This window comes from Shewanella sp. GD03713 (assembly GCF_029843705.1).
Lineage (GTDB): Bacteria > Pseudomonadota > Gammaproteobacteria > Enterobacterales > Shewanellaceae > Shewanella.
The window spans coordinates 4,365,346-4,380,210 of the sequence record NZ_JAOCIW010000001.1 but is presented as its reverse complement, the minus strand read 5'-3'; the positions used below and the strand labels follow the sequence as shown (position 1 = coordinate 4,380,210).

At 51.2% G+C, this 14,865-nt stretch carries 13 protein-coding genes; 11 read left to right on the top strand and 2 right to left on the bottom strand.

Annotated features, from left to right (window positions below):
- Positions 1 to 19 precede the first annotated feature (19 nt).
- Both N5E87_RS19155 and N5E87_RS19150 read right to left on the bottom strand, forming a co-directional pair.
- On the bottom strand, positions 20 to 1,099 hold the full coding sequence (locus tag N5E87_RS19155) for a PepSY domain-containing protein (RefSeq protein ID WP_279775720.1): 1,080 nt from the start codon (positions 1,097 to 1,099) through the stop codon (positions 20 to 22).
- Positions 1,096 to 1,800 (bottom strand): peptidase, encoded by a 705-nt coding sequence (locus N5E87_RS19150; protein ID WP_086903073.1) that lies wholly within the window; start codon positions 1,798 to 1,800, stop codon positions 1,096 to 1,098. The genes N5E87_RS19155 and N5E87_RS19150 overlap by 4 nt, the downstream gene beginning before the upstream one ends.
- Before the next feature lie 517 nt (positions 1,801 to 2,317).
- On the opposite strand from N5E87_RS19150, the gene mraZ reads away from it, so the two are divergent.
- From mraZ to murC, 11 genes are read left to right on the top strand one after another with little or no spacing between them, the layout of a single operon-like run.
- Positions 2,318 to 2,776 carry a division/cell wall cluster transcriptional repressor MraZ gene (gene mraZ / locus N5E87_RS19145; protein ID WP_011624306.1) on the top strand — a complete coding sequence of 153 codons (459 nt, stop codon included), beginning with the start codon at positions 2,318 to 2,320 and terminating at the stop codon, positions 2,774 to 2,776.
- Positions 2,777 to 2,806: 30 nt separating this feature from the next.
- Positions 2,807 to 3,748 (top strand): 16S rRNA (cytosine(1402)-N(4))-methyltransferase RsmH, encoded by a 942-nt coding sequence (gene rsmH / locus N5E87_RS19140; protein ID WP_011624305.1) that lies wholly within the window; start codon positions 2,807 to 2,809, stop codon positions 3,746 to 3,748.
- Between the two features lie 12 nt (positions 3,749 to 3,760).
- Complete coding sequence (gene ftsL / locus N5E87_RS19135) at positions 3,761 to 4,075, top strand: cell division protein FtsL (protein WP_011624304.1); 315 nt, start codon at positions 3,761 to 3,763, stop codon at positions 4,073 to 4,075.
- A 13-nt stretch (positions 4,076 to 4,088) separates the two neighbouring features.
- Positions 4,089 to 5,840: a penicillin-binding transpeptidase domain-containing protein gene (locus N5E87_RS19130; protein WP_086903074.1), complete on the top strand. Its 1,752-nt coding sequence runs from the start codon at positions 4,089 to 4,091 to the stop codon at positions 5,838 to 5,840.
- Positions 5,837 to 7,318 carry a UDP-N-acetylmuramoyl-L-alanyl-D-glutamate--2,6-diaminopimelate ligase gene (murE, locus tag N5E87_RS19125; protein WP_279775717.1) on the top strand — a complete coding sequence of 494 codons (1,482 nt, stop codon included), beginning with the start codon at positions 5,837 to 5,839 and terminating at the stop codon, positions 7,316 to 7,318. Before N5E87_RS19130 ends, murE begins: the two co-directional genes overlap by 4 nt.
- The gene (gene murF / locus N5E87_RS19120; RefSeq protein ID WP_279775715.1) at positions 7,315 to 8,697 is read left to right on the top strand and encodes a UDP-N-acetylmuramoyl-tripeptide--D-alanyl-D-alanine ligase; all 1,383 of its coding nucleotides are present in this window, start codon (positions 7,315 to 7,317) and stop codon (positions 8,695 to 8,697) included. Before murE ends, murF begins: the two co-directional genes overlap by 4 nt.
- The gene (gene mraY / locus N5E87_RS19115; RefSeq protein ID WP_011624300.1) at positions 8,698 to 9,780 is read left to right on the top strand and encodes a phospho-N-acetylmuramoyl-pentapeptide-transferase; all 1,083 of its coding nucleotides are present in this window, start codon (positions 8,698 to 8,700) and stop codon (positions 9,778 to 9,780) included. It abuts the gene before it with no gap.
- 6 nt (positions 9,781 to 9,786) lie between these two features.
- Entirely contained in the window at positions 9,787 to 11,106 is a 1,320-nt protein-coding gene (gene murD, locus N5E87_RS19110; RefSeq protein WP_011624299.1) for a UDP-N-acetylmuramoyl-L-alanine--D-glutamate ligase, read from the top strand.
- Positions 11,096 to 12,307, top strand: coding sequence for a cell division protein FtsW (gene ftsW, locus N5E87_RS19105; protein ID WP_011624927.1), 1,212 nt, complete (start codon positions 11,096 to 11,098; stop codon positions 12,305 to 12,307). Before murD ends, ftsW begins: the two co-directional genes overlap by 11 nt.
- Complete coding sequence (murG, locus tag N5E87_RS19100; RefSeq protein ID WP_011624928.1) at positions 12,307 to 13,395, top strand: undecaprenyldiphospho-muramoylpentapeptide beta-N-acetylglucosaminyltransferase; 1,089 nt, start codon at positions 12,307 to 12,309, stop codon at positions 13,393 to 13,395. The genes ftsW and murG overlap by 1 nt, the downstream gene beginning before the upstream one ends.
- 2 nt (positions 13,396 to 13,397) lie before the next feature.
- On the top strand, positions 13,398 to 14,864 hold the full coding sequence (gene murC / locus N5E87_RS19095) for a UDP-N-acetylmuramate--L-alanine ligase (RefSeq protein ID WP_086903077.1): 1,467 nt from the start codon (positions 13,398 to 13,400) through the stop codon (positions 14,862 to 14,864).
- The last annotated feature ends 1 nt before the right edge of the window (position 14,865 follow it).

The window sequence follows — 14,865 nt, the reverse complement described above, 5'->3', positions numbered from 1 at the left end:
AGCCTGTGCGCGACACTCTCTAGCGCTTGGACTGTGACCAATATCTGTGCTGGGCTTTGGTGACTAATTCTAGTTTTCCAGGGTGCGCCTCGTGTTGGCAGCTCAGGCGAATACCTTGTGCTAGCTCAGCGGCGGTGAGTTTATCTAGATCATAATCATTGGGGCTGGGCGCCTGCTCGACAAATCTGAGTTTACAGAGGCCGCAGCGTCCGCCACCGCCACATTGGGTTCTTAATCTTTCACTCTCTCGATTAATACTTTCTAAATAGCTGCCACTAAGGTCAGACAATTCGGTAAGAAGCTGAGCGTCTTGAGTAAAAAGCGTCAGTTTTCCGCTGGTGTTTTTGCGCCTCAATAACGGCAGCGATAACTGACCTTGATGGAATTTATGCCCAAGGATGTAAATCCCCGAAAGACCTAACAACAGCGCGGCAATGCTGACAAGTTGTAACAATAAGTGATTAAAACCAATGCCATTATTGGGAGCATAATCCATAAAATGCAGCATAAAGAGCAGATCTTTGAGATCCGATTGGCGATTTTGGTGGGCAAGAACCGTACCCGAAGCAGTATCGATATAAATCCGCGTTCCAACTTCGTCCACGGCTGTCAGCATAGCCACTGGGCCACTGGCATCGAATGGCGTTTCGTGGGTGAGGATTTGCGGTGCGCTGAGTTCACTAGGGCCTGAGTAACTCTGTTTGGCAATAGCGAGTATCTCGGCATCACTCAAGGATAGCGGCTTTAGTGAGTCCGCCCAAAACCAGCGAGTTTGTTGAGTTGTGCTGAGCGCATATACGGCGCGTTCGAGCACTGAGGTTAGCTTAAGTTCGATAATGCCTTCTGCTTGATATTGTTGCAGCAGATTAGCCGTGGGGGCGAGTGCAGTAGTGGGACTCGCGGTTTTATGCGTGGTGCGATATGGGTTCGCATCCAAAAAACGCTCGTCAATCAGGTTAAAGGCGAGTCCTGTCACGACCCAAATTAATAATTGCAGGCCAACGATAAGCCCGAGCCATTTATGTACGGTTTGCAATACTAGGCTAATGGGATGTTTGGTGGCAGTCATGCTGGTATGGCGAAGCGTCGAGAGGCTCATACTGGCTCCTCACGATTTTTGTGTCGAAAACTGATATAGGTCAAGGCGATACCAAAGAGTGCCGTCAACAAGGCGAGACTGCTCATGAGTGTGAGTAAAGGATTGTTTACGTTCTCTCGGGTTTCGTAGTCCATAATGTGCAGCATCCACATCACATCGAAGAGTCGCCAATAATCATGGCGGACTGTGACGAGCTGTCCGGTTATTGCTGAAACATAAAGCGTCGAGTGCATGGCATCGTCTAACGTCAGTTGCCAAACGGGGAGTGCGCGGGCAGGGATTTCATTCGGAGCGTTCTGCTCAATGAGTGTCGAGCCGATAAATTTAGCCTGACCCGTATAGACTCGCTGTGCGGCGTCGAGCGCCTGTTGTTTATCGAGCAGCGGTAATACTTCACCCGTCTCACTGCTAAAGCGCTGCAATTTTCCCGCGACATTGGCGCGATAGTAGAGTGTGCCTTGATTCGCATACAGGCTGATCTCGGTCGAGTCGGGATGTGCTTTGATAAAGTCAGTAAAGCTGAAGGCGGGCGCATCCACTTGATACATAGCCGTACTTGCCTTATCTACCAGTGGCTTACCGCGAATAAATTCGATATCCATCCACACCATATAAGCGCCGGTGGCTAACCAAAGCAGCAATTGAATCGCGGTAAGTAGCGCAAACCACTTGTGCCAGGTTCGGATTTGAGTAGCTGTCATAGCGTTATTCTTTGAGTTAGTCCCGCGGGAGTTTTGATCTTCCTCGCAATCGTGAAATAAAGGCATCCCTAAATTGCAGAATAAATCCGCAACTGAAAATAAAATTTCAGCGATTTATGCTAGAAATTGACGCTCTATAAGCCAATGCGAATGTAAAAAATGAGTCTATTTTGTTGCCCCTTGTGAGTCCAGTGTGATTTTTCACACGGGAAAATCCCATATTTACAGAAACCCTGTGGCAAATATTTCATTGCAACTCCCTGAAAGCAAAAGGCTGCTGCTTTTTTGTTCGCTTTATATTCCCGTGGTTTTCGCCGTTTAGCCGATTTTCCGCTGATCTTTTTGTCAAAACTTTGTCGCTAAGTGATGGGCTCAACATGCTGCTAACCCGCTTGCCGACTGGCTTTATAAAAGGATCCCATCCCTTGACAATGCTTGTCTACTATCCCTAAACTTAGCATTTGTGGGAAATAGTGGATATTTGTGGATCAAAAATCAAAGGATAGGATGAATTAGCGTGTTTCGTGGAGCCAGTGCTATCAACTTAGATACAAAGGGACGGATCGCTATTCCAGTGCGATACCGCGAACCTTTGCAGCTAGAGCACCAAGGCCGCATCGTCATCACAGTCGATATTCAATCTGCGTGTTTACTCCTTTATCCCATCCATGAGTGGGAATTGATCGAAGCTAAGTTACTCAAGCTTTCAGATACCGACAAAACCCAACGGTCCCTTAAGCGCATGTTGCTGGGTTATGCCCATGAGGTAGAACTCGATGGCAACGGGCGCATATTACTGCCACCGCCGCTAAGGCAATACGCCAATTTAGATAAGCGCATCATGCTGGTGGGACAGTTAAACAAGTTTGAGCTGTGGGATGAGCAAGCTTGGCTGCAGCAAATTGATGAGTGTCAGGAAACGATTCGAAGCGAGGAGCTCGCGAATAACGAGCGTCTGGCGGATTTTTCACTCTAACGAGTCGCATAACTAAATAAGAAGAGAGTAATGAGTCAAGAATTTGCCCATTTATCCGTTCTGCTCGAAGAAACGGTTGGCGGTTTGAACATCAAAGACGATGGCATCTATATCGATGGCACGTTCGGCCGCGGTGGTCATTCAAGACAAGTGCTGCAAAGACTGGGTGAAAACGGACGTCTGATTGCGATCGATCGTGATCCTCAAGCCATTGAAGCGGCTAAACAATTCGCCGATGATCCCCGTTTTCAAATCGTACATGGTGGTTTTGGCCAACTAGCCGATTACGTCGAAGAGCTTGGTCTGGTTGGCAAAATTGATGGTGTGTTACTCGACTTAGGCGTGTCTTCTCCGCAGCTCGATGATGCCGAACGTGGCTTTAGTTTCCTGCGCGATGGTCCGCTCGATATGCGCATGGACAATAGCCAAGGCGAAACCGCTGCTCAGTGGTTAGCGCGCGCCGAAATTGAAGATATGGCGTGGGTATTCAAAACCTATGGCGAAGAGAAAAATGCGCGCCATATTGCCCGTTGTATTGCGGCTGACCGTGATAAAACCCCGTTTTTACGCACCAAAGATTTAGCCGATTTGATTGCGCGGATCACTAAAAATAAAGAGCGTAACAAACACCCTGCAACTCGGGTATTTCAGGCGATCCGTATTTATATCAACAGTGAATTAGATCAAATTGATCAAGCGCTTGAAGGTGCATTAACCGTACTGGCGCCACAGGGACGTTTATCGATTATCAGCTTCCACTCTCTGGAAGATCGCATCGTAAAACGTTTTATTCGTCGCCATAGCCAAGGTGAGAGCGTGCCCCACGGTCTGCCAATCACCGAAGATCAAATTAACAAGTCGCGTAAATTGCGCGCCATTGGTAAGGCGATTATGCCTTCCGATGAGGAAATTGAACGCAATGCCAGAGCGCGCAGCTCAGTGTTACGCATTGCCGAGCGATTAGATTACTAGAGGGCAAACAAAGTGAGTAAGCCCTCATTAAATCTGCCACGGATAGTATTAAACGACCTGTGGCAACACAAATGGATCTTGTTACTCGCACTGCTCGTGCTCAGTAATGCTGTGGCTGTGGTCTATACCAGCCATGTGAGCCGTAAGCTCACCACCCAATGGGATCAGCTGCTGCAGGAGCGTGACAGATTAGATATCGAGTGGCGCAATTTATTATTGGAAGAGCAATCCCAGACCGAGCACAGCCGGATCACGCGGATTGCATCAAAGGATCTCAACATGAGTCGACCCTTACCCAGCGAAGAAGTTGTGGTAAAGGTGCCGTGAACATAGGGAAGATATGACTAGGCAAGCAAAAACCAAACAGGCCAGCAAAAAGCAAAAGCCACAATTGATCCACTGGCGTTTATACGTCGTGGTTGGCTTTGTATTTGCGATGTTTTCGAGCCTTGTGGGTCGTGCTGCTTATATTCAAATTATCGAGCCCGATAAGCTGCGTCACGAGAGCGACATGCGCACCCTGCGTACCACCAGTCGTGAGGTGCAGCGTGGCTTAATCACAGATCGTAACGGCGATATGCTGGCGGTGAGTGTGCCGGTGCGTGCCGTGTGGGCCGACCCTAAACAAGTCAATGATAACAATGGTTTTACCGATATGCGCCGCTGGCAAGCGTTGGCGGACGTATTGCACGAACCCGTGGAAGATGTGCTCGACAAGGTGCGCAGCAATCCAACCAAACGTTTTACCTACCTTAAACGCCAAGTCACGCCTGCGGTGGCAGACTATATCACTCAGCTTAAATTGCCTGGGGTGTTTTTAAAGTCCGAGTCACGCCGCTACTACCCCGGTGGTGAGATCACCGCCCAGCTTATCGGCATTACCAATATCGACGATGTCGGTATTGAAGGTGTCGAAAACGCTTACAACAGTTGGCTTACTGGTACACCATCTAAACAAAAAGTGCGTAAATCCCGCGATGGTCATGTGGTTGAGCGTCTCGATATCGTTCAGGAAGGCGAGAGCCCGAATGATCTAGTCTTGAGTATCGACCAACGAATTCAACAACTTGCCTACCGCGAGTTAAAGCGCACGACCGAGATGAACCAAGCGACCTCTGGCTCGATCGTAGTGCTCGATATCCACACTGGCGAAGTTTTAGCCATGGTGAATACGCCATCCTATAACCCCAACTCGCGCGACAATCTGCAAACCTTCAGAATGCGTAACCGCGCGATGACGGATACCTTCGAGCCTGGCTCGACCATTAAACCTTTTGTGGTTGCTGCGGCGTTAGAAGCGGGCACGGTTAAGTCTACCGATGTGATCCCAACCTCTCCGGGTTGGATGCGTTTAGGCGGTCGCCAAGTACGGGATGCGGCGAACTACGGCGATATGACACTGGCACGTATTCTGGCGAAATCCAGTAACGTGGGGATCAGTAAACTCGCCCTGTCAATTCCTGTGCAGCAGTTATTAGGCACTTATCAATCCATGGGCTTAGGCAGCTTTTCGGGGATTAACCTCACGGGTGAGAGCGCGGGTTTGATCCAAGACCGCCACCGCTGGTCTGATTTTGAGCGCGCAACCTTATCTTTCGGCTACGGCCTAACGGCGACCACACTGCAACTGGCACGGATGTACGCCACTTTAGGTAATGGCGGCACTTTATATCCTGTATCGATTTTAAAACTGAAAAAGCCGCCCGAAGGTGAGCGCGTGATCTCACAAGAGGTCGCTCACGATGTGCTGCAAATGATGGTGGGCGTGACCGAAAAAGGCGGTACAGGTACGCTTGCGCATATCGATGGCTACCCCGTTGCGGGTAAGTCGGGCACCAGCCGTAAGGCGGTAGCTGGCGGTTATGGTGATGATTATGTTGCGTTATTTGCTGGTGTCGCGCCGGTGAATAATCCCAAACTCGCGATTGTTGTCGTGGTGAACGAGCCGAAAGGCGATCTCTATTATGGTGGTTCAGTGGCAGGGCCGGCATTCGCTAAGGTGATGTCAGGCGCACTGCAAATGTTAAATGTCGAACCCATTTCCGATAAAGAACAGGTGCAATTGGCGGGACTCGCCGGGAGAACTGAATGATGTTGTTAAGGGATCTATTAGCGCCTTGGTTCCCCTACGCGGGCGAACAAACCTTCTTAGATTTGACTTTAGATAGCCGCGCAATACGTCGCGGCGATGTGTTTTTAGCGTTGCCCGGCCATAAGGTCGATGGCCGTCAATTTATCGATAAGGCCTTAGCCCAAGGTGCGACTGCGGTGTTAGTGCATACGGATAGCATTGAAGAGCAGGGCAAGGTTATTGCGACTGAGCAAGGCGTGCAGATTTATTTCTATCAGTTAGCGAAGCTAGTGTCAGCGGTTGCCGCAGTGCGTTATCCCGTTATCCAAGGTCAGTCGATGGGCATTGTCGGGATCACCGGCACCAACGGTAAAACCTCGACCAGTCAGCTCTGCGCGCAATTAGTTACATTACTTGAAGGTAAAGCGGCGGTGATGGGCACGCTCGGTAATGGCCTGTGGGGCGAGTTAGTCGATAGCGGTAATACGACCGCCGATGCCATTACCCTGATGCACCAACTACATGAGTTTGCAGACAAAGGCGTTAATACCTGCGCGATGGAAGTCTCAAGTCATGGGTTAGTCCAAGGCCGAGTCGATGCCGTGCCCTTCGATGTGGCGGTATTCACTAACCTGACCCGTGATCACTTGGACTACCACGGCGATATGGAAAACTATGCCGCGGCTAAGCAAATGCTGTTTCGTTTCGACGCCCTGCGTCACGGCTTAGTGAATCTCGACGATCCCGTTGGCGCCGCCTGGTTATCCGAGCTGGCAAATGTCCCCGCGAAGATGTGGGGCTTTAGCATTGAAGCGCATCCCGAGGCGGCGTTTTACACTAAGAATGCCCAATTTAACGATCAAGGCGTGCAGGCAACATTAGTCTGGCCCGAGGGCGAAATCGACATTCGCTCTCCTTTATTAGGCGCCTTTAATCTCTCGAATTTACTCGCTGCTTTATCCGCCTTGTATTTACAGGGCATGGATATGCGTGCTCTGGCCGCTAAAGTGCCTTATTTAGTGCCCGTGGCTGGCCGTATGGAACGTTTTACTACCGCGGACAACATCACCTTAGTCGTCGATTATGCCCACACCCCGGATGCGATTGAACAGGCGCTGAATGCCCTGCGTCGTCACTGCGCGGGTGAGTTGTGGTGCGTGTTTGGCTGTGGTGGCGACCGTGATAAGGGTAAACGCCCGCTAATGGGACAAGCGGCGGAGCAATGCGCCGATCGCATTATGGTGACTAGCGATAATGCCCGCAGCGAAGATCCTAACCAAATTATTACCGATATTATCCAAGGGCTGACTCACCCAGAGCGTGCGCTGACCGAGGTTGACCGTGTGGCGGCGATCAAACGCGTCGTGGCACAGGCTAAACCTGGGGATGTGATTCTGCTTGCGGGCAAAGGCCATGAAACTTACCAAGAGGCGGCAGGTGTGCGTCATGACTATGATGAGCGCGCCCTGGCACGTCAGTTATCGGAGCAAAGCCAATGATCCCAATTTCTCTCGAGGCGCTAAGCCAACACTTAAGTGCGCATCGAGTAGGTGACGATGTCACTATCCAAGCATTAAGCAGCGATAGCCGTAAAATCGGCCCTGCGACCCTGTTTGTCGCCTTAAAGGGCGAGCGTTTCGACGGCCATGATTTTGCAGCCACGGCAATTGAAAATGGTGCGGTTGCACTGCTGGTTGAGCGTGAATTGGCCTTCGATGTGCCGCAGCTTATTGTTGCCGATTGCCAAAAAGCCATGGGCGCGATTGGTGCCTATGTACGTGACCAAGTGGATCCCATTTGTGTGGCCTTAACTGGCTCCAATGGCAAAACCAGCGTGAAAGAAATGATCGCCACAATTTTATCGGCGAAGCATCAAGTGCTTTACACCGCTGGCAATTTTAATAATGAAATCGGTGTGCCACTCACCTTACTGCGCTTAACGCCCAAGGATAAATACGGGGTGTTTGAGCTTGGCGCTAACCATAAAGGTGAGATTGATTACACCTCGAGTTTGGTGCGTCCTCACGTAGCCTTAGTCAATAACGTTGGCAGCGCCCACTTAGAAGGCTTTGGCTCACAGGCGGGTGTCGCCCAGGCCAAATCGGAAATCTACAACCATCTGCAACCCGGCGGTACGGCAATTATCAATGCTGATGATGCCTTTGCCGATGTGATGCGGGTGAAAGCGAAACAATATAAGCAATTAAGCTTCTCCCAGCAGGAAGGCGCGGCTAAACGTCAAATTGATGTGATTGCGACTGGCCACAAAGCCAATAGCGAAGGTTGCTATCGTTTTATCCTCAATTACGCGGGAGAGTCCTGCGAAGTGACTCTGCCTCTCGCGGGTCGTCACCAAGTTAGCAACGCGTTGGCTGCTGCAAGTGTTTGTATTTCTTTGGGATTAAGCCTGAAGGAAATCGCCGATGGTTTGAGCCAGTTGACCCCTGTTAAGGGCCGTATGCAACCCACTCAATTAGGACGCGTTCGCTTAATCGATGATAGCTATAACGCCAATCCCGTGTCAGTGGGGGCGGCTATCGCTTGGTTAAAGGAAATTTCTGAAAATCGCTGTTTGGTACTGGGAGATTTGGGCGAATTAGGCGACAATGCGCCCCTTTTACACGCTGAACTGGGACAACTGGCAAAGCAACAGGGCATCGATGCTCTGTTCTGTACCGGCACCTTAACTCAGCACACTAGCCAAGCTTTCGGGGCGGAGCACCATGACAGCGTGGCGACGTTAGTAGAAAAACTCATAAAACACATCAACCAGTTGCCGGGACAGGTGACGGTTTTAGTTAAAGGTTCACGTAGTGCCGCAATGGAGCGGGTCGTGGATGGCCTAACAGTAGCCTTCGGGCGTGGGGAGTTAGTGTAGATGCTGGTGTATCTGGCCGAGTATTTAACCCGTTTTCATACTGGGTTTAACGTATTTTCCTATGTGACATTTCGAGCCATTTTAGGCTTGTTAACCGCATTAATGTTTAGTTTATGGTGGGGTCCTAAACTGATTGAGCGTTTGCAGTTAATGCAGATTGGTCAAGTCGTGCGTAACGACGGGCCAGAGTCGCATTTCAGTAAACGCGGTACGCCGACTATGGGCGGCCTGATGATTTTAGGCGCCATTTTTATCAGTGTGCTGTTGTGGGGCGATCTCGGTAGCCGTTATGTGTGGGTGATGCTGTTTGTATTAGGCAGCTTCGGCATGATCGGTTTTATTGATGATTACCGCAAAGTCGTGCGTAAAGATACTAAGGGACTGATCGCGCGTTGGAAGTATATTCTGCAATCCTTAGCGGCGTTGATCATTGCTTTCTTCCTCTACACCACAGCGTCTAATCCGGGTGAAACCCAGTTAGTCGTGCCTTTCTTTAAGGACGTGATGCCACAGCTTGGCGCTGTGTTTATCGTATTGGCCTACTTTACTATCGTGGGTTCGAGCAACGCGGTGAACCTAACCGATGGCCTCGACGGTTTGGCGATTATGCCAACGGTAATGGTGGCCGCGGCATTCGCCTTGATTGCGTATCTGTCTGGCCATGCTCAGTTTGCTAATTACCTGCACATTCCGCATTTACCTGGTTCGGGTGAGCTAGTGATCGTTTGTACTGCGATTGTGGGCGCAGGCTTAGGCTTTTTATGGTTTAACACTTATCCAGCACAGGTCTTCATGGGCGATGTGGGCTCGCTGTCTTTAGGCGCAGCCTTAGGCGCGATCGCGGTTCTGGTTCGCCAAGAAATCCTATTAGTGATTATGGGCGGTGTGTTTGTGATGGAAACTGTGTCTGTGATCCTGCAGGTCGGTTCTTACAAGTTACGTGGCCAGCGCATTTTCCGCATGGCGCCTATCCATCACCACTATGAGTTAAAGGGTTGGCCTGAACCACGCGTGATTGTCCGCTTTTGGATTATCTCGATTTTCTTAGTGTTACTCGGCTTAGCCACGTTGAAGTTAAGGTAATCGCTCATGCAAAGTCAGTATTCACACATAGTGTTAGGTTTGGGTGCCACCGGGCTCTCGGTAGTGCGCTATTTGTGTGGAAAAGGCATTACACCCTTGGTGATGGATAGTCGTCGCCAACCTCCCGGTGCGGACACCCTTGCCAGCGCATTCCCTGAGGTGCAGCTGATTGCCGGCGGATTTGATTGCCGTTACTTAGTGCAAGCAAAGCAAATCATTATCAGCCCAGGTATTGCGATTGATACGCCTGAAGTGCGCGCTGCACTGGATATGGGGATTGAAGTCATTGGCGATGTGGAGCTATTTGCCCGTGAGATTGCCGACCGTAAACCTTGTGTGATTGGGATTACTGGCTCAAACGGCAAGTCGACCGTTACCACCTTAGTGGGCGAAATGCTGCGTGAAGCCGGCATGGCGGTGGCCGTGGGTGGCAACATTGGCATTCCGGCGCTCGATCTGCTGACGGAAAATGCCGATATTTTTGTGCTTGAGCTGTCGAGCTTCCAGCTCGAAACCACCCACAGCTTAAACTGCGTGGCGTCGACCTGTTTGAACGTGACCGAAGATCATATGGACAGATACAGCGATATGGATGCCTATCGTAAGGCCAAGCTGCGTCTGTACCATCAAAGCCGCTCCATCATCTTTAACCGTGATGATGCGCTGACTATCCCGACTGAGCCGATGAACCAAAACAGCTTTGGTTTAGCGCCGCCAGAGGGCGACGAGTGGGGCATTTGTGATAGCAAGATTTACCACGGTCACAGTGAAATTATGCCGATCACCGAAGTATCGCTGATTGGTAGTCATAACCATGCCAACTTACTCGCTGCCATGGCGCTGGTGTATGCCGTGGGCGTCGATAAGCAAGTCATGGCTAAAGTGGCTCGTACCTTTACTGGCCTTTCTCATCGCTGTGAAGTGGTCGGTGTAAAAGCGGGCGTGACCTATGTGAACGATTCGAAGGCGACCAATGTTGGCGCCACCGTCGCGGCGCTCGATGGGTTAAGCGATCACTTAGGTGACATTATTTTGATTGCTGGTGGTGATGGTAAGGGCGCGGATTTCAGTCCGTTGGTCGAGCCGTTAACGAAAGTGACACACCTCATCACCTTAGGTCGCGATGGCAATAAGATAGCCGCATTGAAGGAAGGGGCCATTAAGGTGGACTCTATGGCTGCTGCTGTGGCTAAGGCCGCCGAGTTAGCCACCTCCGGCGATATCGTACTCCTATCGCCAGCCTGTGCGAGCCTAGATATGTACAGCAACTTTATGGCTCGTGGGGATGATTTTAGAAGCCAAGTGGAGCAACTCGATGGCGAGTGATGCAAGACAGCTCAGCCTGTTTGGGCGAGTGCTGAACGCACTGCCTAACTGGCAACGTGATAACGAGGTGCCGGGCGTGCAATTGTACGACCGGGCTTTGCTCACGGCCGTGCTGTCTTTGATTGGCTTTGGTTTTGTCATGGTAATGTCGGCCTCTATGCCTGAGGCGCAAACGCTGACGGGCAATCCCTTCCACTTTATGACCCGCCATGTGGGCTATCTGTTGGGATGCTTAGTGATTGCCGCTTTTGTGCTGAGGGTCGAGATGCAAACTTGGCAGCGGATGAGCCCCATCATGTTGCTAGGCGTGTTTTTGATGTTACTGGCGGTGCTGGTTGTCGGTACCACAGTCAACGGTGCGACCCGTTGGTTATCCATAGGTCCCATCCGTATTCAGGTGGCCGAGGTCGCTAAGTTTGCGTTCTCTGTGTACATGGCGGGCTATCTGGTGCGTCGACATCAGGAAGTGCGTGAAAATGCTAAGGGCTTCTATAAGCCGATTGCAGTATTTGCGATCTACGCAATTTTGATTTTAATGCAGCCCGACTTAGGAACCGTGGTGGTGTTATTCGTCGGTACTGTGGGGCTGTTGTTCCTCGCGGGCGCGCGTTTGCTGGACTTCTTCGCGCTGATTTTTGCCGGGGTGTTGGCATTCGTGGCACTGGTGCTACTCGAGCCTTACCGTATGCGCCGGGTGACCTCGTTTTTAGATCCTTGGCAAGATCCGTTCGGCAGTGGCTATCAGTTAACGCAATCGCTGATGGCCTATGGTCGTGGTGATTGGTTTGGTCAGGGCCTAGGTAACAGTATTCAGAAGTTGGAGTACCTCCCCGAGGCACATACCGACTTTATTTTTGCAGTGATTGGTGAAGAGTTAGGTTTTATCGGCATTATCGCTGTGTTATCTGTGCTGCTGTTTGTGGCATTGAGGGCCATTCGCCTCGGCAATTTATGTTTGGCGATGGACAAAGCCTTCGAAGGTTATCTGGCCTATGCCATCGGGATTTGGATCTGTTTCCAGACCGTCGTTAATGTGGGCGCAAGCATTGGTATGTTACCTACTAAAGGGTTAACACTGCCCTTTGTGAGTTACGGCGGTAGTAGTCTATGGGTCATGACGGCGGCGGCAATGACATTGCTGCGCATCGATTATGAGCGGCGCATGAGTTTAGTTCAGGCCGTGCAAGGGAGATTGAAGTAATGACCGACGCGGGTAAACGTATTTTAGTCATGGCAGGCGGCACGGGCGGACATGTGTTCCCAGCGCTCGCGGTGGCAAAGTATTTAGCGCAGCAAGGTTGGCAAGTTCGTTGGTTAGGAACAGCCGATCGTATGGAGGCACGTTTAGTGCCTCAGTATGGCTTCGATATCGATTTTATCGATATCAAGGGCGTGCGTGGTAATGGCTTAGTACGTAAATTGGCAGCGCCTTTTAAAGTGGTGCGCTCGATTCTGCAAGCCAAGGCCGTGATTGCTGAGTTCAAGCCCGATGTGGTGCTGGGCATGGGCGGATTTGCCAGTGGCCCGGGCGGTGTGGCGGCGAAATTGGCTGGCGTGCCCTTAGTGCTGCATGAGCAAAACGCCATTCCGGGAATGACCAACAAGTTACTCTCGCGAATTGCGAATCAAGTACTGTGCGCCTTTAAAAATACCTTCACTCAGGTGAAGGCCAAGGTGGTGGGGAACCCTATTCGTCGCGAGCTTATCGCCTTAGGTGCCGAACCTAAGCAAGCCGCGGATGATGCCTTAAAAGTCTTAGTGGTGGGCGGCAGTTTAGGCGCCAAAGTCTTTAACGACTTAATGCCTGAAGTGGTGGCCGCGCTGAGTAAGCAGCAGTCGATTACGGTTTGGCATCAAGTGGGTAAGGATAATCTGACGGGCGTTAAGTCGGCTTATCAACAGCAAGGACAAGAGGGCGGCGTTAACGTTGCCGAATTTATTGATGACATGGAAGCCGCCTATCGCTGGGCGGATGTGGTATTGTGCCGTGCCGGCGCGCTGACGGTATCCGAGTTAGCGGCGGTGGGACTACCGAGTATTCTGGTACCTTATCCCCATGCCGTGGATGATCATCAGACCCGTAACGCTCAAGTATTGGTTGAGGCTGGCGCCGCTTTCCTATTGCCGCAGGCCATCTTGGACGTGAATAAGCTGGTGAGTAAATTACAGTTACTCGCCAATGACAGAGCAGAATTAGCCCAAATGGGCCAAAGAGCGAGAGATGTTGCCGTGTTGGATGCGACCGAGCAGGTGGCCCAAGTGTGTATTGCTCTCGCCGAGAAAGGATAGGTATGACTAAGACAGAAAGATACTTACAGCTAAGAAGTATGATCCCCGAAATGCGCCGGATTAAGCGTATTCATTTCGTCGGCATTGGCGGCGCGGGCATGGGGGGGATCGCTGAAGTATTAGTAAACGAAGGTTATGTCGTCAGTGGTTCAGACATAGCGCAAAACGCCGTGACTGACAGACTCTGCCTGCTGGGCGCGAAAATTCATATCGGCCATGGCGCCGATAACGTGCAGCAAGCCGATGTGGTTGTGGTCTCGACCGCGATTAATCCTGAGAACCCAGAAATTATTGCGGCGAAGGAATTGCGTATTCCTATCGTGCGCCGCGCCGAAATGTTGGCCGAGTTGATGCGTTATCGCCATGGTGTGGCGATTGCGGGGACGCACGGTAAAACCACAACTACCAGTTTGATTGCCAGTTTGTATGGTCAAGCGGGTCGCGATCCGACCTTCGTGATCGGCGGCTTGCTGAACAGCGCAGGCACTAATGCCCGCTTAGGCACCAGTCGTTATCTTATCGCCGAAGCCGACGAGAGTGATGCCAGCTTCCTGCACCTGCAACCTATGGTCAGCGTGGTGACGAATATTGAAGCCGACCACATGGACACCTACGGTGGGGATTTTGAAAAGCTCAAATCGACCTTCGTGGACTTTTTACATAACCTGCCGTTCTATGGCGTGGCGGTAGTGTGTATCGACGATGCTGTGGTGCGCGAGATTATGCCGCGTATTGGTCGCCATATGATCACCTATGGCTTCAGTGACGATGCCGACGTGCAGGCACTGAACTTCCATCAGCAGGGTCATCAATGCCGCTTTACCGTCAGACGTAAAGGCAAAGAAGATTTAGATCTGCTGCTTAACCTGCCGGGTCAGCACAATGTATTAAATGCGCTCGCGGCGATTGCCGTGGCGACAGAAGATGAAATTGATGATAGCGCCATCATTCAAGCCTTGGCTGAATTCCAGGGTATTGGCCGTCGTTTCCAACACTTAGGTAAGTTCGCGACGCCAAAGGGCGAAGTGATCTTAGTGGACGACTATGGTCATCACCCCAGCGAAGTGGCGGCGACCATTAAAGCGGCGCGCGCAGGCTGGCCGGATAAACGCTTAGTCATGGCCTATCAGCCACACAGATACACTCGTACTCGTGACTTGTACGAAGACTTTATTGAAGTGTTATCTCAAGTGGATTGCTTGCTGTTACTCGAGGTGTATAGCGCGGGTGAAGCGCCGATCCCCGGTGCCGATGGCCGTGCACTGTGCCGCTCGATTCGTTTGCGCGGACAGTTAGACCCCATCTTTATCGCCAGCCCAGATCAGTTAGCCGAAGTGCTACCCGATGTGTTGCAGGAGGGGGATTTATTGTTGACCCAAGGTGCGGGTAATATAGGCGCCCTGTCGCGCCAGTTAGCCGCCTCTGAATTGGGCTTTAGCACTGCCGCGACAACCGAGGTAAAACCTTGAT

Excerpts from the sequence above, each read along its gene's own strand:
- N5E87_RS19155 (WP_279775720.1), bottom strand. The coding sequence starts at position 1,099 with ATGAGCCTCTCGACGCTTCGCCATACCAGCATGACTGCCACCAAACAT.
- N5E87_RS19150 (WP_086903073.1), bottom strand. The coding sequence starts at position 1,800 with ATGACAGCTACTCAAATCCGAACCTGGCACAAGTGGTTTGCGCTACTT.
- rsmH (WP_011624305.1), top strand. The coding sequence starts at position 2,807 with ATGAGTCAAGAATTTGCCCATTTATCCGTTCTGCTCGAAGAAACGGTT.
- N5E87_RS19130 (WP_086903074.1), top strand. The coding sequence starts at position 4,089 with ATGACTAGGCAAGCAAAAACCAAACAGGCCAGCAAAAAGCAAAAGCCA.
- murE (WP_279775717.1), top strand. The coding sequence starts at position 5,837 with ATGATGTTGTTAAGGGATCTATTAGCGCCTTGGTTCCCCTACGCGGGC.
- murF (WP_279775715.1), top strand. The coding sequence starts at position 7,315 with ATGATCCCAATTTCTCTCGAGGCGCTAAGCCAACACTTAAGTGCGCAT.
- mraY (WP_011624300.1), top strand. The coding sequence starts at position 8,698 with ATGCTGGTGTATCTGGCCGAGTATTTAACCCGTTTTCATACTGGGTTT.
- murD (WP_011624299.1), top strand. The coding sequence starts at position 9,787 with ATGCAAAGTCAGTATTCACACATAGTGTTAGGTTTGGGTGCCACCGGG.
- ftsW (WP_011624927.1), top strand. The coding sequence starts at position 11,096 with ATGGCGAGTGATGCAAGACAGCTCAGCCTGTTTGGGCGAGTGCTGAAC.
- murG (WP_011624928.1), top strand. The coding sequence starts at position 12,307 with ATGACCGACGCGGGTAAACGTATTTTAGTCATGGCAGGCGGCACGGGC.
- murC (WP_086903077.1), top strand. The coding sequence starts at position 13,398 with ATGACTAAGACAGAAAGATACTTACAGCTAAGAAGTATGATCCCCGAA.